The 26,980-nt window shown below is 60.8% G+C and carries 19 protein-coding genes; 11 read left to right on the top strand and 8 right to left on the bottom strand.

The features are described from left to right. Positions 1 to 243 precede the first annotated feature (243 nt). The 10 genes from E4O97_RS22525 to E4O97_RS22480 all read left to right on the top strand — a co-directional run bounded on the left by E4O97_RS22525 (position 244) and on the right by E4O97_RS22480 (position 11,217). Positions 244 to 525: a hypothetical protein gene (locus tag E4O97_RS22525; protein ID WP_248162309.1), complete on the top strand. Its 282-nt coding sequence runs from the start codon at positions 244 to 246 to the stop codon at positions 523 to 525. A 37-nt stretch (positions 526 to 562) separates the two neighbouring features. Next, entirely contained in the window at positions 563 to 1,156 is a 594-nt protein-coding gene (locus E4O97_RS22520) for a hypothetical protein (protein ID WP_248130808.1), read from the top strand. A gap of 201 nt (positions 1,157 to 1,357) precedes the next feature. Beyond that, positions 1,358 to 1,954 (top strand): hypothetical protein, encoded by a 597-nt coding sequence (locus E4O97_RS22515; protein ID WP_248162364.1) that lies wholly within the window; start codon positions 1,358 to 1,360, stop codon positions 1,952 to 1,954. Then, entirely contained in the window at positions 1,951 to 2,538 is a 588-nt protein-coding gene (locus tag E4O97_RS22510; protein WP_078822188.1) for a hypothetical protein, read from the top strand. Before E4O97_RS22515 ends, E4O97_RS22510 begins: the two co-directional genes overlap by 4 nt. Before the next feature lie 68 nt (positions 2,539 to 2,606). Continuing rightward, on the top strand, positions 2,607 to 5,210 hold the full coding sequence (locus E4O97_RS22505; protein WP_248162307.1) for an autotransporter outer membrane beta-barrel domain-containing protein: 2,604 nt from the start codon (positions 2,607 to 2,609) through the stop codon (positions 5,208 to 5,210). 288 nt (positions 5,211 to 5,498) lie between these two features. Beyond that, positions 5,499 to 6,239 (top strand): helix-turn-helix transcriptional regulator, encoded by a 741-nt coding sequence (locus E4O97_RS22500; protein WP_248130812.1) that lies wholly within the window; start codon positions 5,499 to 5,501, stop codon positions 6,237 to 6,239. Between the two features lie 260 nt (positions 6,240 to 6,499). Further along, entirely contained in the window at positions 6,500 to 7,981 is a 1,482-nt protein-coding gene (locus tag E4O97_RS22495; RefSeq protein WP_248162305.1) for a TolC family protein, read from the top strand. Beyond that, the gene (locus E4O97_RS22490) at positions 7,978 to 9,129 is read left to right on the top strand and encodes an HlyD family secretion protein (protein WP_248162297.1); all 1,152 of its coding nucleotides are present in this window, start codon (positions 7,978 to 7,980) and stop codon (positions 9,127 to 9,129) included. The genes E4O97_RS22495 and E4O97_RS22490 overlap by 4 nt, the downstream gene beginning before the upstream one ends. After that, positions 9,122 to 10,669, top strand: coding sequence for an MDR family MFS transporter (locus E4O97_RS22485; protein ID WP_248162294.1), 1,548 nt, complete (start codon positions 9,122 to 9,124; stop codon positions 10,667 to 10,669). Before E4O97_RS22490 ends, E4O97_RS22485 begins: the two co-directional genes overlap by 8 nt. A gap of 86 nt (positions 10,670 to 10,755) precedes the next feature. Beyond that, complete coding sequence (locus E4O97_RS22480) at positions 10,756 to 11,217, top strand: SRPBCC family protein (RefSeq protein ID WP_032879718.1); 462 nt, start codon at positions 10,756 to 10,758, stop codon at positions 11,215 to 11,217. Between the two features lie 144 nt (positions 11,218 to 11,361). Here the strand turns inward: E4O97_RS22480 and E4O97_RS22475 are convergent, their stop codons facing one another. Further along, entirely contained in the window at positions 11,362 to 16,317 is a 4,956-nt protein-coding gene (locus E4O97_RS22475; RefSeq protein WP_248162289.1) for a hemagglutinin repeat-containing protein, read from the bottom strand. Positions 16,318 to 16,423: 106 nt separating this feature from the next. Continuing rightward, a complete protein-coding gene (locus E4O97_RS22470; RefSeq protein ID WP_216092022.1) occupies positions 16,424 to 18,139 on the bottom strand; it encodes a ShlB/FhaC/HecB family hemolysin secretion/activation protein in 1,716 nt (571 codons plus the stop codon). 471 nt (positions 18,140 to 18,610) lie between these two features. Between E4O97_RS22470 and nadA the strand changes: the two genes are divergently transcribed. Then, positions 18,611 to 19,669, top strand: a complete 1,059-nt coding sequence (nadA, locus tag E4O97_RS22465) for a quinolinate synthase NadA (protein ID WP_032879720.1) — start codon at positions 18,611 to 18,613, stop codon at positions 19,667 to 19,669. Between the two features lie 123 nt (positions 19,670 to 19,792). Here the strand turns inward: nadA and E4O97_RS22460 are convergent, their stop codons facing one another. The 6 genes from E4O97_RS22460 to gcvH all read right to left on the bottom strand — a co-directional run bounded on the left by E4O97_RS22460 (position 19,793) and on the right by gcvH (position 26,913). Continuing rightward, the gene (locus E4O97_RS22460) at positions 19,793 to 20,281 is read right to left on the bottom strand and encodes an RDD family protein (protein ID WP_005790850.1); all 489 of its coding nucleotides are present in this window, start codon (positions 20,279 to 20,281) and stop codon (positions 19,793 to 19,795) included. Between the two features lie 94 nt (positions 20,282 to 20,375). Next, positions 20,376 to 20,588, bottom strand: coding sequence for a cold-shock protein (locus tag E4O97_RS22455; protein WP_007253000.1), 213 nt, complete (start codon positions 20,586 to 20,588; stop codon positions 20,376 to 20,378). A gap of 393 nt (positions 20,589 to 20,981) precedes the next feature. Further along, positions 20,982 to 22,106, bottom strand: coding sequence for a glycine cleavage system aminomethyltransferase GcvT (gene gcvT / locus E4O97_RS22450; protein ID WP_248162288.1), 1,125 nt, complete (start codon positions 22,104 to 22,106; stop codon positions 20,982 to 20,984). Between the two features lie 39 nt (positions 22,107 to 22,145). Next, a complete protein-coding gene (locus tag E4O97_RS22445; RefSeq protein ID WP_005790847.1) occupies positions 22,146 to 23,522 on the bottom strand; it encodes an L-serine ammonia-lyase in 1,377 nt (458 codons plus the stop codon). Positions 23,523 to 23,681: 159 nt separating this feature from the next. Further along, positions 23,682 to 26,519, bottom strand: a complete 2,838-nt coding sequence (gene gcvP, locus E4O97_RS22440; RefSeq protein ID WP_248162286.1) for an aminomethyl-transferring glycine dehydrogenase — start codon at positions 26,517 to 26,519, stop codon at positions 23,682 to 23,684. Positions 26,520 to 26,529: 10 nt separating this feature from the next. Next, complete coding sequence (gene gcvH / locus E4O97_RS22435; protein ID WP_032879722.1) at positions 26,530 to 26,913, bottom strand: glycine cleavage system protein GcvH; 384 nt, start codon at positions 26,911 to 26,913, stop codon at positions 26,530 to 26,532. Between the last annotated feature and the right edge of the window lie 67 nt (positions 26,914 to 26,980).

Below are 26,980 nucleotides of genomic sequence, written 5' to 3'. Positions count from 1 at the left end.
ATATTCAACTGGTAATCACATGCATCTTCCGCGAAAGGGGGGGCAGATTTATTTTCAGCTGCCATACAAGGTACCGGTCACGATCGAGGGCGTGTTGTACACCCCGCGCTTTATGTCAGGTGGCAGTGCTGAACGTATCGCGGTCGGCGCCAACGTCGACCTGGCTGACGTCAAGACGCTGAAGGGTACTGTGGGGGTGTGGGACAAGTTGGTTGAACGCCTCAAAGGTCAAAGGTGGTTAGCATGATCGCGAACCTATACAAATATCAGCACGGCATTGGCCTGGTCTTACTCCTGGCTGCGCTACTCAATGGCTTTCTACGATTTGACGGTAACTGGAAGCGCTTTTTCCTCATGGTGCTGGTGCAGTTGTGGTTTGGCCAGGTGGTCTACAGCTATGCGCGAGGCGCCAGGGTGGCCATCGCGCCGGGCGGCATGAGTAAGGATGCCGACCCGGAGTGGCGAGCGGCGTTGGCCGGCTTCGCCCTGTTTTTATACGGGGTCGTATTTTTTTTGAGTTTTTGATCCTTGCATGGCCCATGTATCTATACGGAAAACCCTTATGAGAAAAGTTGCCTTTATCCTCTCGGCCCTGATCCTCGCGGGCTGTCACTCCAATGCTCGCGACTCGTCATCCAGCCTGCTCAAAGACGGCGTGCAGTTGCAGCAGAACAAGGTCGTGGCCGATGCCGAGCAAGCCAAGGTGATCATGCGGGCCACCGGTTTTACCTACCCTGTGCAGTTCTCCGTGCGCCGTGGCGGTGATGCCGATCAGCGGCCGGAGATCCTCGGCATGGTGGTGGATTCGGGCCGGGGCAAGGTGTTCGGTTGGATCGCCAAGATGAGTGAGGTTGTCAACAGCGCGGCGGTCAAGCGCTTCCCGCAGTTAGAAGTGTTGGCTGATCCGGGGCAGACAATCGAGGTGTTGGGTGAGTCGCGGGTGTATGACTCGAACTACTACCGCTACGCCGAAAAAATTGTCTACGCCTGCGGTCCTATGAGCTCGGAGTTCAAGCCGCAGAAGCAGAAGGTTTACCTGGTGGAGTTCGTGATCGTCGGCGCGGGCTGTGAGCAGCATGTGTATGACATCACCGACCCCGCGCAGCGTATTCCCGTCCTCGCACTTACAAGAATGGACCGCCAAAAAAGGGAATAGATTTGAATGGCACTTACTTAGCATTTACGGCTATCCATTTTGCTAACCCCTGCCATTTATAAAGGCTGCACATCAGAGATGTATGGCATCCCTGCGATACATCCCTTATTCCGCTCCTCCAAAAGTTTCACTCCAACAAATCAAAACACTCAATAAGGACATTCCGTGCTCCAAACCTTCTTCAAAACCGGCGCACTCCTCATGGCATTGTCCCTGACCGGCTGCGTCTCCTACACCGTCACCGGTCCATTGAGCGCTCCTCCGCACCCCGCAAAGGTCAACAGCCCCCGAGCCGCGCAAATCGCCGACGTTTCTGTCGCCATCCCTGACACTGACGACGCCACCCGCACCGCCATCAGCCGTTCACTCACCCATCAGCTCAACCAGTACGTCAAGGCCGGTGGCTATTTCAAGGATGTCACCGAATACCCGGTGCGCCTGGGCGAGAACGATGTGGTGCTCAAGTTCAACATGACATCGCTCAAGGGCCATCGCGCGCCGCACCCTGCTTACATCCCGGGGGCTTTATTGACGCTGACGATGTGGATTTGGGTAAACGGGCCCATCTACGTCGATAGTTTCGATATGGCCGGTGATCTGGCGATCGTTGACCGTAACGGCAAAGAACTGGCCGCCGCCAAGGAGCAGATCAAGTTTGAGCACAATGTGGGGCTTTACGGACGGGAGTATTGGTCGCCGGTGATGGGGGTCAAGAAGTTGAATGAGCTGGTTTCAACGCTGCTCGATAACGCCACGGCAAAGTTGGCACAACCACAACTTAAGGAAGAACAAAAATGATCGGTTCAATCAAGCACTGTGTGGTGCTCGCTGCGGTTCTGTTGTCTGGCTGCGTGACGTATTCGCAAAGCGAGTTACCTCCCGTGCAGGCGTGGCCACCCACGGCCAATGTGCCGCAGCAGAAGCTGAAGGTGTTCGTGCGCACCACGGTCATGAATCAGGTCAACGGTGGGCCGGCCAATACGGCTGCGGGGGCTGCGGCAGCGGTTGGGGAAGCGACGGTAGCCGAGGGCTTTCGTGAATCTGGGCGTTTTGCGTGGGTGAGTACGGATAAGGCCGAGGCGGATCTCTATGTTGAGGCCACCTTGTACAACAACGAACAGTTCAGCATGGCGTCGGCCATCATCACCGGGGTGACGTTTTTCATTATCCCTTCTACCGCGAAGAACACCTTCACCCTGGAGACTGTATTCAAGGACAAGGACGGCAAGGAGCTGGGCCGCGTGCGCAAGAGTGAATCACTGCGTACCTGGATGCAGTTGCTGTTGATCGTTGCCGTGCCTTTCCGCCAGGACACCCATGAGGTGGTGCAAGCCCTGACCCGCAGCACGTTGGATGAGGCGGTGCAGCGGCGCTTGTTGTAGTCGATTGTTTTATACCTCTAATCGCCAGGGTTCATGGCGATGCCATCTGTCGTACATGGAGTTTTCAAATGAAGCGAAATCCGTTCAAGCAAAAACTGTTGGCCGTAGTGGTCGGTGCAATCAGCAGCCAGGCATTGGCCGTTGAAGTGGATCTGGGTCAAGGCAAAACCTCATGGAAGGGCGAGACGTTTAACGAGTCTCTGACCTTCACCGGGAGGCTGACTGAAGCAACCAATCAAACGCCCACCCCTGAATCTGGCACTACTGCGTTGATGGGGGTCAGTGTTTCCAATACCAGTATTCAAGGTTCGCTGATCAATCGTGCTGATATTGTGATGACCTCTGACGGACGTTCCATTCGGGCGTTTGCCGTGGACCCATTCGGTTTTGCAAACGACGGATCAACCCCTAGTACGATTACGGGCGATCTGATTCAGGCCGGTAACATCACCATGAACAATGGCGGTTACGAAGGTTTTGAGATCGGTGATGCCGTGATTGGTGGCAGCGTAATCAACTCCGGCACCATTAAAACAACTCCCGTTGTATCGGGCACTTCTGCTTTTGGTGGCACGGTTGGCGGCGAGGGTATGTTCCTGCATAACACCCAAGTGGCAGGCGACGTTGCTAACACGGGCGTGATCGAGGTGGTCGGCGATGAAGTAGTGGCGCTGGCAGTGGATGGCCCGAGTGATTTCCCGATCAGTATTGGCGGCAAAATCATCAACTCCGGGACTATCAATGCAACGGGCCAGCGCGCCTGGGGCATAGAGGTGGAAACCACAACAAGTGCACTGCGTATCGAAAACAGTGGCCTGCTGTCTGTGAACGGCGCAGATGCTTCCGGTATTGTTTTTTATGCAGGCACCGTCGACTCCATCCTCAACACCGGCACCCTCGAAGCCAACGGTACAAACGCCAAAGCCTTTGACTTAAAAGGCGCCACCTTCACCCAAAACAGCCCCACCGGCTCCCGCGGCATCATCAATCGCGGCACGATCGTCGCCGATGGCACGGCCATCTCTGTTGACGCAGCCGAGCAAACTTCCATCTTCGAAATCAACCAACAAGCCGGTGAAATCCGCAGCAATTCCGGCATTGCCATCGACGCAGCCAACCGCGCCACTCTGAACTGGACCGGCGGCAAAATCGTCGGTGATGTGCTCAACGTCAACGCAATGAACATCGCCGGCCAGGCTGACTTTTCCGGCAGCCGCATCATCGCGCCGGTGTCGATCAACTCGGGCTCTCTGAACCTGTCGGCCCCTGGCACTGTGCTCACCGGTGACCTCAACGTCGCCAGCGGTGCAGGCATTGATATGCGCCTGGCCAACAGCGTAGTGCCGACCACGCCGTACCTGACGGTCAACGGTGCGGCGAATTTCGCCCAGGCATCGAAAGTGACCTTGAGCGCCACCCCTGGCGATTTCACCGCCGTGCCAAGCGGCACCGAATACACCTTGCTGCAAGCCAGCAGTGTGCAGAACAACGGCCTGTCGGTCGCCAGCACTTCGTCGTTGCTGGATGTGCTGAGTTACTCGGCCGACGCGCAAACGGTCAAGGCCGTGGTGGGTTTGAAGAGCAATCAGCAAGTGCAAGAGGAACTGACCGGCGCGGGCGTCACTGAGCCGGTCGTTACTGTGGTCAACGAAGCAAAAAATGATGTGCTCGGGCAGTTGGCAACAGATGATCCAGTGTTCCAGGCCTTGGCCAACGCGGGCACCGCGCAGCAGTTGGCGCAGGTGGGCGAGCAACTCAAGCCGGACGTCAACCGTGGCGCGCTGGACGTGGCCTTGTCGGGCCAGACGGTGGTCAATGGCGCGATCCTCAATCGCCTCTCGGGCCAGCGTGATAATCGCGAAGCCGTGGGTGTGTGGTTGCAAGGCTTGAGCAGCAACATGGATCAGGATGGCCGTAGCGGCGACAACGGTTATTCGGCCAACAGCAGCGGTATGGCGGTGGGTGTGGATGGTCGGTTGAACGACAGCACCACGGTGGGTGTGGCTTACAGCTACCTCAATTCCAACATCCATTCGGACCTGGGCACCAAGACCGACGTGCAGGGCCATGCGCTGTCGTTGTACGGCAACTGGTCGCTGCAGAACTGGTTCGTCGACGGCAGCCTGAGCTACGGCCATAACGACAATGACAGCAAGCGTCGTGTGGCGGGTACTACCGCCAAGGGCAGCTACGACAGCAATGTGTTGTCGGCCAGCGTACTGGGCGGCTACAGCTTCAAGCTGTCGGATGCTGCCGTGATAGAGCCGCGAGTGGCGGCGCGTTATTCCAACGTGCGCATGGACAGCTTTACCGAGAAGGGCTCTTCGGCGGCGCTGAGCACCGGCTCGCAACGCTATGAAGTGGGCGAGTTGGGCGCGGGTGTGCGCTTGGCCGGCAACTTCCCGTTGGCCACCGGCAGCCTGCAACCGGAAGCGACCTTGATGGCCTACCACGACCTGATGGGCGACCGCGTGGCGCAAACCTCCAGCTTTGTGCTGGGCGGTTCGGCGTTTACCGTCACGGGCGCTTCGGTCGCACGTGACAGTTACGAGGCCAGCCTGGGCCTGAATTATCAGGTGTCGGCGCTGACGGTGGGCGCCAGCTATACCCGCCAGGCGCGTAGCGGGTTTGATGCTGATGGGGTGATGGTCAAGGCGCGTTACGCGTTTTAGGGTTCAACCCGAACAGGGGCTCTTTGCGAGCCCCTGTTATCCCCAAAAGCAATAATCTTTTTTTCTTGAAATTTGCTCGCCGATATTTTGGTTTTTTTAATTTTTACTCGACGTTTTTTCACAGTCCCCACCCTAATACGCAATTTCCCGCACCCTTTCTTTGTTTAGTATTGGACCTAGTGGCTACTGAGTCCCAATGGGTCACTCTGTTCAAAAAAAGGAGAAGCGACATGATGCCCAAGGATCCTTCCAGCAGTGGCCGGCCTGACCTGCTCGCGGCTTGCTGAAATGAACGTGCATACCCCGTTGGCGGCCCTCGCCGGTAACTATCTTCACGGCGACATTGTGGCTGCTCACCGACATGACGAGGGTCAGTTGGTCTATGCCATCAACGGTGTGATGCTGGTGTCGGTGCAGCAGACAACCTGGGTGCTGCCTTCCGGGCACGCCCTGTGGGTGCCCCCGGCGATGGAGCATCAGATCCGCATGACCGGCGAGGTGCGTATGCGCACCTTGTTGATCTCGCCGGGGGCGCATCGCGGCTTGACGCATGAGTGTCAGGTCATAAGGGTTTCGCCGTTGTTGCGCGAGCTGATTGTTGCCGCGGGCGATGAGCCTGACAGTGAGCCGGCGTTGCTGCGCCATCTACAGATTGTCGATCTGATTTTCTCCGAGCTCGACCGCGCGAAACGGGTGCTGGCGCATGTGCCGATCCCGGATGAGCCGCGGCTCAAGGCGCTGTGTGCCGACTTTATCGACAACCCTTCCCAGGAATCGACACTGGAGAGTTGGGCGGCGCAACTCAATATGAGTTCACGCACCCTGGCTCGGTTGTTCCAGAAAGAGCTGGGTATGAGTTATGGCGAGTGGCGCAAGCGCACGCGGTTGCTGCTCAGCATGCAGCGGCTGGCCTGTGGTGTGTCGATCCTGGAAGTGGCGCTGGAGCATGGTTATCAGAGCCCGAGTGCGTTTACTGCGATGTTCAAGCGCACTATGGGTTACCCCCCGAGTAACTGTCGATTGGTGTGATTTGACTTGGCGATAGGCTTCCCTGTCAGCCTCGGTTCAAATGTGGGAGGGGGCTTGCCCCCGATGGCGGTAGGTCAGTTACAGATTTGCTAACTGATACTCCCTCATCGGGAGCAAGCCCCCTCCCACATTTGCCCCGAGTACTGCCAAGCCACCCCGCACCTTGTCCCAATCAAAACGATGGTTGTCCGGAACTCGAGAGATTCGTACCTCGTTGCGCTCTTACCCTGGGTCTCTACTTGGCCTTCTGGATTTCTTCGATGGGTTCGCCTTCTTTTCCCCCATGGCATGGCCGTGTTGCGCTGCTGGGCATTGCGCTGGCGTTGTCGGCGGGTTGTTCGTCCTGGGTTGCTCACCCGCCTGCACAGTCACATCCAGAGCGCATCAATGCCCTGAGCCACTTGCCGCAAGGTGTATCGGCCCAGGCGTTACCCGAGCGCTGGTGGCAGTTGTACAACGACCCGAAACTCGATGGGCTGGTGCAGCAGGCATTGCTGCACAACCGTGACCTGGCGGCAGCCCAGGCCCATGTGCAGGCGATGCTGGCCGGGATCATGCAGGCTGATGCCGAGCGTTGGCCGGCCACCCAGGCGTCACTGGGGGCGGCTTATGGCAAGACCGCCGATGATCAGACCCTGGCCAAGGCCACCGATAGCCATGCGCCGTCAGAATGGGCGTTCAACCCCGGCATGGAATTGGCGTATCAAGTGGATGTGTGGGGCCAGGTTCAGCGCACGATCGAACGAGCCCAGGTGCAAGCCGCGGCGGCGCAGGACGCCGAAGACCTGTTGCGCATCACGGTCGTGGCGCAAACCACCCGCGCCTATGTGAATGCTTGTGCCCTCGGTGCTCGTGCCAAGGTCCAGCGTCATTCATTGGACGTGGTCGGGCGCAGCCTGGTGTTGATCGATCGCCAGCGCCAGGCCGGTGTGGTGACGGACCTTGAATACACGCGTATGCAAGCCTTGCAGGGCGAAACCCAGGCCTTGCTGCCGATGCTGGAGGCGCGTCGACAGGCTGCGCTGTATGAACTGGCAATGCTGACCGGCGTGGCTGATTTGGAACAAGGCGCTGGCGCTGCGAGCTGTGAGGTGGTTCCACACCTCAATGCCGAACTGCCGGTGGGCGATGGCTGGCAATTATTGGCGCGCCGCCCCGATATCCGTCAGGCCGAGCGAGCGTTGCAGGCGGCCACGCTGCAAGTGGATATCGTCCAGGCCGACCTGTACCCGAAGGTGACCTTCGGCGCCTCGGTGTCTTCATCGGCCAACAGGCCCCATGAGCTGGGCGACAGCAGCGCGGTGATGTTCGGCATCGGCCCGCTGATCACCTGGCAGTTCCCCAATTGGCGCGCCAACCGCGCACGGGTCAGCCAGGCGCGGGCGCTTGAGCAGGTGGAGGTGGCGCAATTCGAGGCCAGCGTACTCAAGGCGCTCAAGGAGGTGCGCCAGGCCCTGGCCTTGTATGACGGCGAACGCCAGCGCCACGCGGCCTTGAGCCAGGCACTGGACAGCAGCCGCCACGCCTACAGGTTGGCCCAATTCAACTATGACGCCGGGTCTATCGACTTTCTGGATGTGTTGGACAGCGAACGTGAACTGATCCGCTTGCAGGCCACTCGCGCCGACGCCGACGGCCAGTTGCTGCAACGCCAGATCAGCCTGTTTCGGGCGCTTGGCGGTGGTTGGCAGCCTTCAGCGCCCACCCACGCTCACACCACTTTTTCCGGTACCCAACCATGAATATCGCCGTTGATGAAAAAACTGCTGTCCAGGATGAACAGGCGAATACGCGCAACCCACGTCGCAAAAGGCATCTGCTCCTGCTGGGCGGCGCTGCGCTGTTGATCGCTGCGCTGGTGTTCGGCGTGTACTGGATGACGGTCGGCCGCTACCTGGAACAGACCGATGATGCGTATGTGCGCGCCGACTGGATTCCCATCAGCCCGAAGGTCTCAGGCTATGTGGCCGAGGTGGTGGTAGAGGACGATCAGCCCGTCAAGGCAGGGGATGTGCTGGTGCGCATCGAGGACCGTGACTACCAGGCCCGCTTGGCACAAGCTCGTGCAGAACTGGCCGAGACCCAGGCCTCGGTGGCAGCGCAAGAGGCCAACCTGCACGTCACCGATAGCCTGATCGCCCAGCAAAAAGCCGGCGTTGCCCAGGCTGAGGCTCACGCCCGCAGTGTGGCCGCAGAATTGCGCCGCGCAAGCCTCGACCAGCGCCGCTACGAAGGCTTGGTGCGCGACCACGCCGCCAGCGCCCAGCGCCTGGAAACGGCGGCCGCCAGCTACACCCAGGCCAATGCCGCGGTAGAAATTGCCAAGGCCATGCAACGCCAACAGGAAACCCGCTTGACCGTGGCCGTCACCCGACGCCAATTGGCCGAAGCTTCGCTCCAGCAGCAGATTGCCCGGCGCAGTCAGGCCCAGGCGCAGTTGAACCTGGCGACCCATGCGCAGGAAGACACCTTGATTCGCTCGCCCATCGACGGCGTGGTAGGGCAGCGCAAAGTGCGCACCCGCCAGTACGTCGCGCCAGGCTTGCCGCTGCTGGCAGTGGTGCCCTTGCAGCAGGCCTACGTGGTGGCCAACTACAAAGAAACCCAATTGCGCGATATGCGTGCCGGCCAACCGGTGGATATCAGCGTCGACAGTTATTCGGGACGCAAGCTCAAAGGCCATGTGGTGAGCTTCTCGCCAGGCTCCGGGGCGGTGTTCGCACTGTTGCCGTCGGATAACGCCACCGGGAATTTCACCAAGATCGTGCAGCGCTTCCCCGTGAAGATCGTCATTGATGAGCATGACGAAGGCGGACCTATTCTGCCGGGCATGTCGGTGATCACCACGGTGGACACTCGCGCAGATAAGCAGGGCGCTGCACATGACTGAAGCGGCTGAAAAGAGCGTCTCCTTTCGCGCCTGGGTGGCGGTAATCGGGGGGCTGTTCGGCTGTTTCATGGCCGGCATGAACGTGCACGTGACCAGCGCCGCGCTGCCGGAGATCGAGGGTTCCCTGGGGGCGACGTTCGAGGAAGGCTCGTGGATCTCCACCGCCTATCTGGTCGCGGAGATTGTGATGATCCCGCTTACCGCGTGGCTGGTGCAGGTGTTCTCTCTGCGGCGTGTGATGCTCGTGGGCTCGTTTGTGTTTTTGGTGGCGTCCATTGCCTGCTCCTGGGCGCCCAACCTTGCGGTGATGATCATCATTCGAGTGATCCAGGGCGCAGCCGGCGCGGTACTTATCCCCTTGTCATTCCAGTTGATCATCACCGAGCTGCCGCCAAGCAAGATTGCCATGGGCATGGCCTTGTTCGCCCTGTCCAACAGCGTTGCCCAGGCCGCCGGGCCGTCCATCGGCGGCTGGCTGACCGATGCCTATTCCTGGCGCTGGATCTTTTACCTGCAACTGGCCCCTGGCATTCTCTTGCTGTTGGCGGTGGCATGGTCCATCGATGCCAAACCCATGCAGTTGAGCCTGCTCAAGCGCGGCGACTGGGGCGGCATCATCGCCATGATCGTCGGCCTGGGGGGCTTGCAGATTGTGCTGGAAGAGGGCGGGCGCAAGGACTGGTTCGGCTCCGATTTCATCGTATGGATGTCGCTGGTCGCAGGCGTTGCCCTGGTGTACTTCGTACTGTCGCAGCTGTATGGCCGCCGCTCTTTTATCAACCTGCGCCTGCTCAAGAGTTACAACTTCGGAGTGGCCAGCGCGGCGATGTTCATCTTCGGCGGGGCCACGTTCGGCCTGGTGTTCCTGGTGCCCAATTACCTCTCCCAGTTGCAGGGCTACAACGCCCGGGAGATTGGCATCAGCCTGATCGCCTACGGCATGGTGCAACTGGTACTGGCGCCGTTCATGCCGCGCCTGATGAAGTGGCTCAACCCGAAACTGATGGTCGCCAGCGGCTTTTTCATCATGGCCCTGGGGTGTTACCTCGGTGCGCACCTGGATGTGGATAGCGCCGCCAACGTGATTATTCCATCCACCGTGGTGCGGGGTATCGGGCAGCCGCTGATCATGGTGGCGCTGTCGGTACTGGCGGTGTCCGGGCTGGCCAAAGACGAAGCCGGCTCTGCCTCGGCGTTGTTCTCCATGCTGCGTAACCTTGGCGGTGCCGTGGGTACGGCAGGCCTGACGCAGATCGTCGCCCTGCGCGAACGCTTTCACTCCGAGCGGGTAGGGGAGTCGATCACACTGTTTTCCCCGTCCTTGCAGGAACGCCTGCGCGCCAGCATGGCTGACAGCGAGGGTTTTATCTTCAACCAACTGTTGCCCGCTCAACAGCAGGTTATCGAGGGCTTGATCCACACCGTGCGTCGCGAGGCGTACCTGATGGCCTACAGCGATGCGTTCTATGTGTCCTGTATCGCGTTGATCTTGTGTGGTGTCGCGGCCTTGGCATTACGGCAGTCAGCCAAGAACACATAACCACGCCAAGGAGGTGTTGAACTTGTACAGCCCACTGCGTTTGATTGGAGCCCACTATCTGCCCCCCGGAAAAGAGGAGCTCTCTCATGCAACAACCCGATACCCTGGTCCGTAACCCGCTCGGCAACCCTGTAGTCGCCCGCGTCACCGTGAATGGCGATGCGCGCAGCGTGTGGAGTATCGTCGGAGATTTTGCGGGTTTCGCGAAATTCATTCCGGCGTTGTCCCATATCGAAATGACGGGCGAGGGTGTGCGTTCGGTCCGCAAGAAACTGTTCAAGGACGGCAACGTGGTGATTGAGCAACTCAACACCCGTGACGACCAAGCCATGACGATGACCTGGTCACTGATTTACACCTCACTGAATATCGGCAACCTGTGGGCGCTGATGGAAGTAGCGCCGCAAGGCCCGAACCAGAGCCTGGTGACCTGGACCATCATTGGCCAGCCCTGCACTGGCGGCAAGGTGGATCTGCCGGCGTTCGAAGCGTTCCTGCAAGGCTTTGCCGATGATGCGATGAAGAACCTGCAGGCGCTGTTCAACTGACATAGAACGAGCAGGCAGTGGCTGATTCCGTGGCGAGGGAGCTTGCTCCCGTTGGGGCGCGAAGCGGCCCTGAGAAATAGGACTGCTGCGCAGTCCAGCGGGAGCAAGCTCCCTCGCCACAGAAGCATTCTGCTGTTTTAAGCGTTAGTTGACGGCCTGATCAATCCCCGCCTGCAAGGCCTGGCTCTCTCGATGGCCACCGGCGCGCAGAAGGCCCAGGTTCAAGGCTTGATCCTTGCGCGTGGCGTCGTCCTGTTTCTGGGTCAGTTCGTCCTTGGCCCCGAGTGCGAGGTTGACCGGTGATTTGGAGACATTCAGCCCGACATCGGCGCGGTAGTCGCTGCCTGCCAGTGTGGTTGCGGTGACCCTGGAACCGCCCAGCTCGACCTTGCCATGCTCGGCACTGATCCGCGCACCCGTGAGGCGCGTATCACCACCGACCTGCAGGCTGACGCCCTGGCTGCCGCGAATACCTGACGCCTGAGCGACGCTGTCCTTGATCACATGGCTGACGTCCAGGTTCAGGGTCGGGGTGTAGTTGGTGTTGCCACTCTTGTCACCGAACAACACGCTTTCAGCCGTATCGGCCACCTTGCTGCCGGTGGTGTTCTTGCCGCTGACAACGTAGCTGTCGCTGGTTGTTGGCCAGACCTTGTCGTTGAAGCCCGACAGGCGCGTGCCCAGCGCATCCTTCTTGTCTGCCAGGTAAGCCTTGGCCTTGTCCACGCGGGTGCCGAAGGCGCCGCGGGGTTCGGGGTTCACGTCGTAACTGCCGCTGCGGGTGAGTTTTTCTTCGAGGCGTTCCTTGGCGTTGACCACGCTGTCGAGCACTTTGTCCTTGGCCGCAGCCAGGTGCCCGGTGCCCTTGTCGACCACGTTCTCCAATTTGTCGCGATGCTTGTCGAACGCGCCTTCGGCCTTGGCTTTTACGGTGTCCTTGAGCGGGCCGCTGGCCTTGGCGAGTTTATCGACCACGCCAGGCTGGTTTTTCTCGACATCCAGTTTGGCATCGACATGAACCTGGGTGCTGTTGACCTGGTCCTTGCGGCTTTCTACAACGAGGTCGCCGCCTACCTTGCCGCTCACCTGCTCGGCGTCGATGCGTGCGCCCGCCAATCGGGTATCGCCGGCACTGTTGATGACCACGGTATCGGCCTTGATCAGGCTGTCGTGCTGGGTGGTGCCTTGCACGTGATCCACATCGACCTTGGCCCGCGCATTGATGCCGCGTTGGGTCTTGGGTGTCTCGTGTTCACCGGCGTCGGCCAAGGTGGTCTTGCCCACACTGGCGCCCGCGCCCAGGGTCACGCCCCAGCTGTCATGAGCCTGGGTCGACTGTGCCGACTCCTGCAGGACGCCGCCGTTTTGTGCGTCTAGATTGACGCTGGCCGCGCTGACCTGAGTACCCTGCAAGTGAATGGCATCGGCTGCATCGGCACCGCTGGCGAGGCTGACCTTGCCGTTGCTGTGCAGTTGCCCGACGACTACGCCCTGGTCATCTTCGGCCACCTTGCCGATGTTGAAATTGGCGCTGAGGTTGCCGGTCTTGCTGCTGCTTTCGGCGCTGCTGGTTTTGCCGGCGCCAAGGGTCAGGCCGCCGCCCAGGTTGCTGCCGTTGCTGACGTGGCGGTGGGTGGCGGCTTGCAGGTCCAGCTTGCCGCCGGCATTGAGGCTGATATCGCCGGTCTTGGCGGTGCCGGAGCCGATCTGCGTGCCTTGCAGGGTCATGTCGCCGCCGCTGCCGAGTTGGATCGGCCCGTTGCCCTGGAGCGTCGCGACGCGGGCCTGGCTGTCCTGGGTGTCGAGGCGCTGGTTATCCAATTGCACACCGGCACCGAGGTTGATGTTGGTGCCATTGGCGCCGGGCGCTGTGCCCACGGTCAATGACGCGTTACCGCGCAACGTGCTGCTGGTGTTGCTCTGGGTGTCGTTAGCCTGGTTGAGCGCCAACTCACCGCCGGTCTTGAGGTTGACGCCTGCCTGGCCGCCGTTGAACTGGCTGCCTTCATAACTTGCATCGCCCTTGGTCTGGAGGCTCACGCCCTGGGTGCCCGCGTAGCTGCCGACCACTGCCGTGCTGCTGGCTTGGCGTACATCACGGCTGCCGCCGCTGCCGCTGCCGCGTACATTCACGTCCTCGCCGGTGGTGGTGTAGACCCGCACGCCGACCTTGGCGTCCACGCCTTGCTCGCTGCTGCTGTGGGTATTGGCTGCCGCCTTGGCGATATGCTCGCCGGCATTGATGGTCAGCCCGCCATCGGTGGCGCGGTACTGCGTGCCCTCATCCTGCAACTTGCCGGCGCTATCGACCTGCACCGTGGCGCCACTGAATTGGCTGACCACGGCGGTGTTGTCCTGCGTTGTGCCGGTTTTGTTCGTGTGGCCAACTTCCACATCCAGGCCGACATTGGGTTGCTCGAACGCATCCAGCAAACCGGGCTGATGGAACTTGGCCTGGGCCACACCCTCGACGGCTTTTTCGATCGGGCGGGTAATGCCTTTGTATTCGACATTGGCGCCGACGTCGGCGGTCCAGCCGTTTTGCTTGTGGGTACTGGTCTCGGTGGAATGGGCGGCCAGGTTGTCGATCTGGCCCGCGTTGACGCGCAGCTCGGCGCCGGCCTTGGCCTGTGCACCCTCGCTGGTGAAGGTGTTGCCAGCATTGATGGTCAGCTTGCCGGTCGCGGCCACGGCGCTGGTTTGCGCGGTGGTTTTTTCAGCGGTGTCGTGGTTGCTCTGGTGGCTGAACTGAGCACCATTGCCTGCCCGATCAATGCCGCCGGTGTAGTAGAAACTGCCGCCGGTGGTGGTCTTGTCTACGGCTTCGGTGCGCTGGTCATGGGCGGCCAACAGCTCGACGTTTTTGCCGCTCAGGCTGGCATCGCCTTCGGTTGCCTGGAGGTTGGAGCCGCTGATGCTGACGTCACCACCGGCGTTAACCGCCACACTGGCGCCGTTGATGCTTGAAGCCTGCTGCCGGGTGGTGTCGGTCTGGCGGGTTTGCTGCTGGTCTTCATAGCTCAGGCCTGCACGGTACTGGCGGCTGACACCTTCAGTTTCCTTGGCGTAGCCATCGAAGCCGCGGGTATGGGTACTGGTGGTGTCGTGGGCGGTGTTCTGCGCCGCAGCGACCTTGATATCGCCCTTGGCATTCGCTTGCAGTTCACCCGCGGCGGACACCTGGGAGCCACTGACCGTGATGTCCTTGGCGCTTTGCAGCTTGAGGTTGCTGTCCGAGCGCAGGTTACTTGCAACCACGGTGCTGTCCTTGAGGTTCTTGCGGCTTTCATCCTTGGAGATGCCGAAGAACTTACTGTCATTGCTGTAGCGGTTGTCGTGGGAGGTGTCTTGTACGCCGTCGATCATCAGCGAGCCTTTGTCGCTGATGACACTGGCCTGCTTGCCGCCTCGGGCCTGGCTGCCGCTGATGCGCACGTCGTCTGCCTGGACGATCAGCTTGCCGTCGGCATTCACCTTGCTGGCGGTGTTCAAGGTCTTGCCCTGGTTGCCGTCGCCGTTCTTGCCGAAGAAGCTGCCGCCGGTGAGGTCGCCTGCGTAGGTGTTGTCACTGCTGCTTTGGGTGCGGCTGGCGCTGGTGATGTCCACTTGGCGGCCTGCCAATTGGATGTCCCCTGGGGTTTTCAGCTCGGCGCCCTGCAATTGCAGTTTCTGTTTACTGGTCAGCTCCAGCGTGTGGCCGGCCTTGAGGCTGCTGGTGATGCTGCGCTGTTCGCTGCTGGATTTGTCCCAGTTGGCTTTCCACAGGTGCTTGCGATGGTTGCCATGGTCGCGGGTCTCATGGGTTTCGGTAGCGGCGGTCACCTGCAGGTCGGCGCCGCTGTTGACGCGCAAGGCGTAGCCCGCTTCGACGTGGCTGGCTTTGATGTCGGCCTTGGCGCCGGAAGACAATGCCGCGTCCTGTTGGGCGACGAGCGTGTTGCCGTGCTGGCGGGAATCCTTGTCGGTGGTGGTGCGGTCGTAGGTTTCGTAGGTGAACAGCAAGTTGCTGTTGTCCCACTGTTCACGCTTTTCCTGAAGCCTGCGGCTTTCCAGGCTGCTGAGGGTCAGGTTGCGCCCGGCATCCAGCTTGACGTTGCGCCCGCCTACGTCAGTGGCGGCCAGGTTCAAGTCCTTGGCGCTGTGCAAGTCGACGTCGCCCTGGCGGCTCTGCACCCCGGCGCGGGTGGCGTCGAGGCTGTTGGCGTGGACTTGGCCGCTGACATCGAGGTCACCGGCCGAGCTGATCTTTACACCGTCAGTGCCTTGCACCTGCACACCACCCACACGTACCCCGGCCCCTTCGGCGGTGCTGATGATATTGATGCGCCCGGCCTGCATCGCGCCGAACAAGCGTGCGTCGATGCGTTGCTCCTGGGCCTTGCCGGCGGGGTCGACCTGGCGTACTTCGCCGCTGGCGAAATCCACCTGGTTGCGACCGACCGTGAGGTTCAATTGATCACGGGCACTGAGGCGACCCTCGCTGTCGATGCGTGGTGCGATCAGCTTGATGGAACCCTCGCGGTTGTGCAGGCCCTGGCCCTGGATCGTCAGTTGGCCGTTGGCATCGCGGGTGCTCAAGGCTTGCAGCTTGCCGTCGTTGAGTTCAGGGCGGCCGACCACCAGGTTGGCATTGGGCGTGTTGATGAAGCTGCCGCCATTGACCGAAATGCCGTTGGGGTTGGCCAGCACATAATCGGCGGCCTGGCCGAAAATCTCCTGGGCGCCGTTGAGGGCCGAGGCATTGCGGCTGATCACTTCGTTGAGGATCACGCTCGCCGCCTGGCCCTGGAACTGCGGGTTGGCGGCCAGTTGCCCGGCCAGTTGGGATTGGCCGGCCTGCAAGGCGTTGTTCAACACCAGGCCCTGGCGGTCGACGTTGTAGTCCAGAAACTGGTTGTGGGACAGGCCGCCGGCATTCGGCGCGACAATGTTGACGATGGGCACACCGCCCTGGTCTTGCAGTTGCGGCGTGCCGCCGGGGCCTGTGACGACGGTCACGCCGCCAGCCAGTACCAACTGTGGCAGCAGAAACAGGCTGGCAATGGCCCAGCGCAGTTTGCCCTGGGGAGAAAGGTGAAAGCTGTGTGAAGTAGTCGGCATAAATAATTTCGCTCTGTGTTGGCTGATCCGCGACGTGCGTTGTTCGTTGCAACGCTGCTGGGGTGGTCAGGTACGGCGGTGACTCAGGCTAAAAACGGGTGTGGGCTCATATCTGCACGCTAAGGCGCGTCAGCCAGACCTCCGGCTCCTGGCGAAAACCTGTTGGGGTGTTGAGGTTGCGTTGGTAGTCGACGTCGAGCTGCACGTTCTTCCAGCTCAGGTTGAGCCCAGCACTGGCACCGCTCAGGCGTTGGCTCTGGGCGCCGTGTTCGTGCTTGACCCACGCATTGTCCAGGCCCAGGCGCGGGGTGATCTTCACCGGCAAGCCCGTGTCGAGCGGCAGGCGCAAGGTGTTGCGCCATACCGCGCCAATGGCGCCGGAGCTGCTGTTTTCGCGGTAGCCACGCACGGCCGAGTCATCGGTGATCAGCAGTTGTTCGATGGCGGGCAATGCATCCTCGCTGTACTGCACCGACAGCTGGCTTTGCCACTGCCATGGCTGCGCTGACCATTGGCCGTTGCGCCATTGGGTGAGGTTGGCGCGGTACTTGTGGAACTGCGCCTTGGGGTGTTTTTTTTGCACCTGGTCGGCATCCCGATCGGCGCCGAACCACGTCAGGCCCTGGGCGTAATTGACGTCCAGGTTCCACACCGCACTGTTGAGCCAGAACAGGTTGAGGCCCGCTTCTGCCACCGTGAGCGTCGGGCTCTGAATGTCCAGATGGACCTTTTGCAGGTAACTGTCGACGTCCTTGTAGGCCAGTTGCAGGTTGGCGCTCAGTTGGTGGCTCTGGTCGCGCCACAGCACGCGGTCGCTGCGCAGGCTGAGCTGATCGGTGCGGCCACTGTTGTAAAGCGTCGTGCGGCTGAGCTTGAACGGTGAGCGGTATTCGGCATGGCTGGCGAACAGGCTGTAGGTCCAGTAACCGTAAGGGATGGAATAGAACAGGCTGTGGCTGCGGCTGTAGCGTGGCCCATGGTTGAGCGTGTCACTGAAGCTCAGGTTGAGCGAGTCGTTGATTTGCAGCGGGCTGTCCAGGCTCACGCTGATGGCGTTGCGCTCACGCCCGGTGCCGGCGCTGCCGAGGTTATCGACCCCAAGCCCGAGCGCCCAGCGCGAGGCACTGCTGCGCGAGCGCAGGATGATGCGTGAGGCGCCGGGTGTGCTGCCGGGGGCGATGTCGGCGGTCAGGTCCACCGAGCGCAGGCGGTTGAGCTGGTCCAGGCCCTGCTCCAGGTCGCGCAGGTTCAGTGGTTTGCCGAGCATCCCGGGGAATGCCCCGCCCAGCGCCACCGGCAGGCTCTGATCGGCCAACTCGATGGCCTCCAGGTAGCCTTCTTCGACATGAATATCCAATGGCTGCCCGGCGGCCGGCGCACTGATCAGGTACGGCCGGCTGGCGATGTAACCGGCCTCGACGTACAGCTGGGTAATCTGCGCCAGCAGGCGGTTGATCTGCGTGACGCCCATGCACGGGGCCACGTAGGGTTGGATGTGTTTGTCCAGCTCGCTGCGGGTGAACAGCGTAACTCCGGCCAGACGCGTACCGCTCAGGGGCCAGCAACCTTCATCCTTGGCACTCTCTTTTGGCAAGGCCGGCAGGGCCGGTTGCGTGCCGAAACTGCCGCGCTGCATTTGGCGCTGGCGTTGCTCCAATTGTAATTGCTGCAAATCGCGCTGCTGTTGCTGCTGCAAGCGCAGGGCTTCCTGGCCAGGCTGTGGGCCATCGGCGGCAGCCACCGGCAGCGCCCACAGGCAGAGCAGGGCGATGCCCAGTTTCCGGGTACAACACAGGTGTGCGGTTGAGAGCTGATGTGGCACTCGACTTCCTTAAACGTAGAAATACACGCGATGCATCCGCCCGAGCCAAATAGTGAACTCAGCGGGACTTGCCACACTTGAGTGAGTGGTAGACGGTTTGTTACATCGCTGTAGGATTTATCACACAATACGTAAGAAAGGTCGCGTAATTAAGTGCTTTTATGCACATTTTTGGTGCGGCCTGAGGTGTGCAGGCCCGTCATTCCTGCGCTTAAAGGCGTGTAAGTGGCAGAGGGATGGTTTGGATTGTTGTCAAGACTTCGCCTAATCGGCTGGGCCCGATCAAGGGACGGCAGCTTGCCTCGTTGCCAGATTAGGCTTTTGAATCCATTGGATATTCTGTAGCCTTGCGCAGCTTCAGCTTTACCCGTGCTTGATGAACAAAAACACTTCGTCCGGCGGCGCCCGAAGGGCTCCCGAGCCGGTGGTACACTCGACTTTCGCGCTACTGCGCCTGCAGGTCTTGCGAACATGACGCACATTTCCGAACGCCTACTGGTTCAAGCCCACCTCGACGCCAAACAGCCCAAGGTTCTCAGCGTTGCTGAAGAGGCAAGCTTGCGTACTGCCATCGCCGCCGAGCTCAAGGCTCAGGACGCGGTGTTGGTCGCCCACTTTTACTGCGACCCGGTGATTCAGGCCCTGGCCGAAGAAACCGGCGGCTGTGTTTCCGACTCCCTGGAAATGGCCCGCTTCGGCGCTGCCCACCCAGCCAAGACCGTGCTGGTGGCCGGTGTGCGATTCATGGGGGAGACCGCCAAGATCCTCACCCCGGAAAAACGCATCCTGATGCCTACCCTGGAAGCGACGTGCTCCCTGGACCTGGGGTGCCCGGTGGATGAGTTTTCCGCATTTTGTGATCAGCATCCCGAGCGCACCGTGGTGGTGTACGCCAACACCTCGGCCGCGGTCAAAGCCCGTGCCGATTGGGTGGTGACCTCCAGCTGCGCACTGGAAATCGTCGAGAGCCTGATGGACAACGGCGAGACCATTATCTGGGGCCCTGACAAACACCTGGGCACCTACATCCAGCGCCAGACCGGCGCCGACATGCTGCTGTGGGACGGTGCCTGCATCGTGCACGAAGAGTTCAAGTCCAAGCAGCTGGAAGACATGAAGGCGCTGTACCCGGATGCGGCGATCCTGGTGCATCCGGAGTCACCGACTTCGGTGATCGAATTGGCGGACGCGGTGGGTTCCACCAGCCAACTGATCGCTGCGGCGCAACGCTTGCCGAACAAGACCTTTATCGTGGCGACTGATCGCGGCATCTTCTACAAGATGCAACAGCTGTGTCCGGACAAGGTCTTCATCGAAGCACCCACCGCCGGCAACGGCGCCGCGTGCCGCAGCTGCGCGCACTGCCCGTGGATGGCGATGAATACGCTGGAGCGTACATTGCAGTGTTTGCGTGAGGGCAGTAACGAGATTTTCGTCGAGCCGTCGGTGATTCCCCAGGCGGTGCGGCCGCTCAAGCGGATGTTGGACTTCACCCAGGCTGCGCGGTTGAAACTGGCCGGCAACGCCTGAACACAAATCAAAATGTGGGAGCTGGCTTGCCTGCGATAGCGGAGTAACAGTCACAGGTGTTTGGCTGCAAGACCGCTATCGCAGGCAAGCCAGCTCCCACAGTTGATCGGCGATGTGCTTGAGTTACTTCTTTTGCTTCGGGATCCGCACCAGTTGCGTATCCGAATAGATGTCATGCCAACTGCGTTTGTGTTTATCGAACAACGACCAGATAAACCCCAGCCCCACGCACAACCACGACGCAATCGACACCACAAAACGCAGCAACGCCTGCCACAGGCTGATCCGCGAGCCGTCGGCGTTTTGCACGCGTACGCCCCACACCTGCATGCCCAGGGTTTGCCCCGAATGGGTCCAGAACTTGGCGAAGAAACCAAACAGCACAAACAACAGGATCGTCGACAACAACGGGTCACCGTCCAGCGCGCCGGACTCGGTGAGTGTGCGCATCTTCGCTTCGCCGATGAAGGCGATCCACACCAGCTTGTAGATGAACGCCGTGACGATCAGCAGGGCGGTGCATAACAGGAAGTCATAGAACATCGCTGCCAGGCGACGGCCCAAGCCAACGGCGGGGAATTCGCCCTGGGGGCTCAACAGGGGTTTGGACATGGCAGGGCTCTCTGGAGAAAGCACGCAGTTTACGCAATGGCGCCCATAAAAAAGCCCCTGATGTCATATCAGGGGCTTTTTGTCGCAGCAAGGATCAGCCTTCTGCTTGTACTTCGTCAGCTTGCAGGCCTTTCTGGCCCTGAACTGAAACGAAGGTGACCTTCTGGCCTTCCTTCAGGCTCTTGAAGCCATTGCCCTGAATAGCGCGGAAATGCACGAACAGATCCGGGCCGCTCTCAGGAGTGATAAAACCAAAGCCTTTTTCGTCGTTGAACCACTTGACGGTACCGCTCTGACGCTCAGCCATTTTCTTCTTTCCTTTGACGCTAAAAATTAATGACAGCCCCTTTCACACGAAAGAGTACTGGGCTGGGTTGCAGGAAAGTTAAGAGACGTCGAACGGGTTGTAGCAACTACTTCAGCTACTGCCCAGGTCCAGGTTCCAAGCGACCCATGCAAACACAGTGAGCAAACTCTACGCCAACTAATATGAAAAAAACAAGCCCCGCGCAAGGCCCCGGTTTTACTGGGGTGCATGACACTTTGTTGAATGCTGAGCAGCTGACTTATTCGATAGAGTAGTTCACTTGTTATAGGGCTATTCCTTTAAAAATGACTATCGCAAATGCACTGTTTTATGGCGGTTGCGTTACAGTTTAGTGCACGTTAACGCAACCGCGTTACTTATGGAAACAATCCGTCAGCCGCGATAGTAACGTTGCGGCACAAATGGCATTTTACTTACACGTAGTGGCACCTTTTTCCCACGCACCAACGCAGACACTTCGGTATCCAGCGCAGTGAAGGCCGTGTCCAGGTAACCCATGGCCAGCGGGCCCCCCAGGCTCGGGCAAAAACCGCCGCTGCACACGGTGCCGATCACGGTGCCGTGTTCGTCGACAATCTCTGCACCTTCACGCACCGGGGTGCGCTCCTGAGGCAGCAGGCCCACGCGCTTGCGGCTGACGCCAGCTTGTTGCTGAGTGAAGATCCGGTCGGCGCCGGGGAAAGCGCCGGCACGCGGGCCATCGGCACGCCGGGCCTTGGAGATCGCCCACAGCAGGCTGGCTTCGATCGGGGTGGTGTCGGTGTTCATGTCGTGGCCGTACAGGCACAGGCCGGCTTCCAGGCGCAGCGAATCGCGGGCGCCCAGGCCGATAGCCTGTACTTCGGCTTCGGCCAGCAGGCTGCGTGCGAGGCTTTCGGCATTTTCAGCCGGCACGGAGATTTCGAAGCCGTCTTCACCGGTATAGCCGGAGCGGCTGACATAGCAGTCCACGCCCAGCAAACGCATGGTGGCGAATTGCATAAAGGTCATCCGGGTGACTTCAGGTGCCAACCGCGCCAGCACCTTCACCGCAGCCGGGCCTTGCAGGGCCAGCAGGGCGCGTTCTTCGAACAGCGGTTCGATGGTGCATTGGTCGCCGATATGTTGACGCAGGTGTGCCAGGTCCTGGTCCTTGCAGGCGGCATTGACCACCAGGAACAGTTCGTCGTTGCCCAGGTTGGCCACCATCAAGTCGTCGAGGATGCCGCCTTGCTCGTTGGTGAACATGGCGTAGCGCTGCATGCCCACCGGCAGGTCGATGATGTCGACCGGCACCAGGGTTTCCAGGGCCTTGGCGGCATTGGCACCGGTCAGTCGGATCTGGCCCATGTGCGACACGTCGAACAACCCGGCCTGATCACGGGTGTGCTGGTGTTCCTTCATCACACCCAGCGGGTACTGCACCGGCATGTCGTAGCCGGCGAAGGGCACCATGCGTGCGCCCAGTTCGAGGTGCAGGGCGTGCAGAGGGGTTTTCAACAGGGTTTCGGTGGACATATTCAGCTCCTGAAAAACGTGCCGGCGCGCTTGTGGGCGTCAGCACTCGATAATGTTGACCGCCAAACCGCCACGGGCGGTTTCCTTGTATTTGCTTTTCATATCGGCGCCGGTCTGGCGCATGGTGCGGATGACCTTGTCGAGGGATACAAAATGCTGCCCGTCGCCCCGCAGGGCCATGCGCACCGCATTGATCGCCTTTACCGAGCCCATCGCATTGCGCTCGATGCACGGCACCTGCACCAGCCCGCCAATCGGGTCGCAGGTCAGGCCGAGGTTGTGTTCCATGCCGATCTCGGCGGCGTTTTCCACTTGGGACACGCTGCCGCCCAGCACTTCGCACAGGGCGCCCGCGGCCATGGAACAGGCCACGCCCACTTCACCCTGGCAGCCGACTTCGGCGCCCGAGATCGAGGCGTTTTCCTTGTACAGGATGCCGATGGCGGCGGCGGTGAGCAGGAAGCGCACCACGCCGTCTTCGTTAGCGCCCGGGATAAAGCGCATGTAGTAATGCAGCACCGCCGGCACGATCCCCGCTGCACCGTTGGTGGGCGCGGTGACCACGCGCCCGCCATTGGCGTTTTCTTCGTTGACCGCCAGGGCGTAGAGGTTGACCCAGTCCAACACCGACAGCGGGTCGCGCAGGGCGGACTCGGGGTTCTTGCACAACTGCCTGTGCAGCGCCGCCGCCCGGCGCTTGACCTTCAAGCCTCCGGGCAAGATGCCTTCGTTGCGACAGCCGGCGTCGACGCAGTCCTGCATGACCTGCCAGATTTTCAACAGGCCGCTGCGGGTTTCCGCTTCAGGGCGCCATGCGCTCTCATTGGTCAGCATCACCTGGCTGATGGACAGGCCATAGGTGGTGCAATGGCCGAGCAGGTCCTTGGCGTGCTTGAACGGGAAGGTCAAGGGCGTGGCGTCTTCGACGATCCGGTCGGCGCCGGCAGCGTCTTCATCCACCACAAACCCACCACCGACCGAGTAGTACTCGCGGCTGCGAATCTGGATACCGGCGGCGTCAAAGGCGCGGAAGATCATGCCGTTGGGATGATAGGCGAGGGGTTTGCGAATCATCGCCAGGTGTTCTTTCTCGTTGAACGCAATGCTGTGTTCACCGAGCAGGTTGAGGCGCCCGTCACTGCGCATCTGCGCCAGGCGGGCAGCTACGGTTTCGGTATTGACGGTGTCCGGGTGTTCGCCTTCCAGGCCCAGCAGTACGGCCTTGTCGCTGCCGTGGCCTTTGCCGGTGGCGCCGAGCGAGCCATAGAGTTCCACTTTGATGCCGGTGGTGGCGCTCAGCAGGTTGTCACGCTTGAGGCCCTCGACGAATCGAGCCGCCGCACGCATCGGGCCGACGGTGTGGGAGCTGGAGGGGCCGATGCCAATCTTGAACAGGTCGAACACGCTAAGGGACATGGTTGTTCTCCGGTTTCTTATTATTCTTGAGGCCGTACTCGGTCAAGTGTGGGAGGGGGCTTGCTCCCGATGGCGGTGCGTCAGTCACCAGATCTAATAACTGACCCTCCGCTATCGGGAGCAAGCCCCCTCCCACATTTAGACTGAGTACCTCTTCAGTTATGCATAGCTCTCGATCGACGGGCACGCACACACCAGGTTGCGATCGCCAAACACGTTGTCGACCCGGCCAACCGGTGGCCAGTATTTGCCTTCGATCAATGACGGCACCGGGTACACCGCTTGTTCGCGGGTGTATGGATGCGTCCACTCACTCACCAATTCAGCTGCGGTGTGTGGTGCGTTTTTCAGCGGGTTATCGTCCTTGTCCAACGTGCCGTTTTCCACTGCACGGATCTCTTCGCGGATGGCGATCATGGCGTCGCAGAAGCGGTCCAGTTCTTCCTTGGATTCACTTTCGGTCGGCTCGATCATCAAGGTGCCGGCCACCGGGAACGACATGGTCGGCGCATGGAAACCAAAATCGATCAGGCGCTTGGCCACGTCGTCCACACTGATGCCGCTGCTGTCTTTCAACGGACGCAGGTCGAGGATGCATTCGTGGGCCACCAGGCCGTTGCTCCCGGTATAGAGCACGGGGTAATGCTCTTCGAGGCGACGGGAAATGTAGTTGGCATTCAGGATCGCCAACTGCGACGCGCGCTTGAGGCCGGCGCCGCCCATCATGCTGATGTACATCCAGGTGATCGGCAAAATGCTCGCGCTGCCGAACGGGGCTGCGCATACCGCGCCTTCCTTGCGTTCCATGGCCGCGTGGCCGGGCAGGAACGGTGTGAGGTGCGACTTGACGCCAATCGGGCCAACACCCGGGCCGCCACCGCCGTGGGGGATGCAGAAGGTCTTGTGCAGGTTCAGGTGGGATACGTCGCCACCGAACTTGCCCGGTGCGCAGAGGCCGACCATCGCGTTCATGTTGGCGCCGTCGATGTACACCTGGCCGCCGTTGTCGTGGATGATCCCGCAGATTTCGCGGATGCCTTCCTCGAACACACCGTGAGTGGACGGGTAGGTGATCATCAGCGCGGCGAGGTGCTCGCGGTGCTCGATTGCCTTGGCGCGCAGGTCTTCGATGTCCACGTTGCCGCGCGCATCGCACGCGGTCACCACTACGCGCATACCGGCCATGTTGGCGGTGGCGGGGTTGGTGCCGTGGGCCGACGACGGGATCAGGCAGATGTCGCGACGTTCTTCGCCGCGGCTCTGGTGATAGGCGCGGATGGCCAGAAGGCCTGCGTATTCACCTTGGGAGCCGGCGTTGGGCTGCAAGGAGATCGCGTCGTAGCCGGTGGCCGCGCAGAGCATGGCTTCCAGTTCGGTGGTCAGTTGCAGGTAGCCGGCGCTTTGCGCGGCGGGGGCGAAAGGGTGCAGGGCACCGAACTCGGCCCAGGTCACCGGGATCATTTCGCTGGCGGCGTTGAGCTTCATGGTGCACGAGCCCAGCGGGATCATGGTGCGGTCCAGTGCCAGGTCCTTGTCGGCCAGCTTGCGCAGGTAGCGCATCAGCTCGGTTTCCGAGTGATAACGGTTGAACACCGGGTGGCTGAGGATCGGCGACTGGCGCAGCAGGGCGGCAGGCAGGGTGCTGTCGGTTGCAGCAAAGGCCGGCAGGGTTTTGCCGTCGGCGAAAATGGCCCACAAGGCCTGGATATCAGCCTGGGTAGTGGTTTCGTCGACCGACAGGCCAACACGCTCGGCGTCCACGACGCGCAGGTTGATGCGCTGGGCGCGGGCCTTGTCATGCAGGGCGGCGGTGTGGGTGCCGGTGTTGATTGTCAGGGTGTCGAAGAAGTGTTGCTGCTCGACTTTCAAGCCCAGGGCCGTCAAGCCCTTGGCCAGGATCGCGGTCAGTTGGTGAATGCGCTGGGCGATCTGGGTCAGGCCCTTGGGGCCGTGGTACACGGCGTACATGCTGGCGATATTGGCCAGCAGCACTTGGGCGGTGCAGATATTGCTGGTGGCTTTCTCGCGACGGATATGTTGCTCGCGGGTCTGCATGGCCAGGCGCAGGGCCGGCTTGCCGAAGCGGTCTACCGACACGCCGACCAGACGGCCTGGCATATCGCGCTTGAATGCATCCTTGGTGGAGAAGTACGCCGCGTGCGGGCCACCGAAGCCCAGCGGCACGCCGAAGCGTTGTGCGCTGCCAATGGCGACGTCGGCGCCGAATTCACCCGGCGGGGTCAGCAGGGTCAGGGCCAGCAGGTCGGCGGCCACGGCTACCAGTGCGTTGGCAGCGTGGAAGCGCTCGGTCAGTTCGCGGTAGTCGAATACATCGCCGTTGCTGGCCGGGTATTGCAGCAGGGCGCCGAAGAATGCGCTGACGTCGGTCAGCTCGCGCTCATCGCCGACCACCACATCGATGCCCAAAGGTTCGGCACGGGTGCGCAATACGTCGAGGGTTTGCGGGTGGCTGTGCACCGAAGCGAAGAACGCGTTGCTGCCTTTGTTCTTGCTCAGGCGCTTGCAGAAGGTCATGGCTTCGGCGGCGGCGGTGGCTTCGTCGAGCAGGGAGGCGTTGGCGATCGGCAGGCCGGTAAGGTCGCTGATCAGGGTCTGGAAATTGAGCAGCGCTTCCAGGCGGCCCTGGGAAATCTCGGGTTGATATGGCGTGTAAGCGGTGTACCAGGCCGGGTTTTCCAGCAGGTTGCGCAGGATCGGCGACGGTGTATGGCAGTTGTAGTAGCCCTGGCCGATGTAGGTTTTGAACAGTTGGTTCTGCCCGGCAATGGCCTTGATCTTGGCGAGGGCCTCGGCTTCGCTCAAGCCGTCTTCCAGGCCGAGCACGCTGGTGCCCTTGATGCTTTCCGGGATCACGCTGGCGCTGAGGGCTTCGAGGGAATCAAAGCCCAGGCTGGCGAGCATTTGCTGCTCATCTTCCTGGCGCGGGCCGATGTGGCGGGCGATGAATTCGTTGGCGGTGGTCAGATTAACGGTCATGGCGCGCTCCTCAAGCTTCAGCGTTGGCTTTGATCAGACGGTCGTACGCATCCTGATCCAACAGCTTAGCCACTGCCTCGGCGTCGGCGGGTTTAAAGCGGAAGAACCAGCCTTCGCCCATCGGGTCTTCGTTGACCAGTTCCGGGCTGCCATCGAGTTTGTCGTTCACTTCCAGCACTTCACCGTCCAGCGGCATGTAGACGCCGCTGGCGGCTTTGACCGATTCCACGGTGGAGGCTTCGGCGCCCTTGTCGTAAGCCTGCAACTCCGGCAGTTGCACGAAAACCACATCACCCAGCGCGTTCTGCGCAAAAGCGGTGATACCCACGGTGACGCTGCCATCGGCTTCGGCGCGCAGCCATTCGTGATCTTCAGTGAAACGCAACTCGCTCATGGAAACTCCTCAGGGCCAGAATCGTCTGGTGGACGGGATTGGAATAATGGGGAGTTGCTTAGCAATA

Source organism: Pseudomonas sp. W15Feb34, from assembly GCF_023127765.1.
GTDB lineage: Bacteria > Pseudomonadota > Gammaproteobacteria > Pseudomonadales > Pseudomonadaceae > Aquipseudomonas > Aquipseudomonas synxantha_A.
Note: the sequence above shows the minus strand (reverse complement) of the source record. Positions and strands in the feature narration are given on the sequence as shown.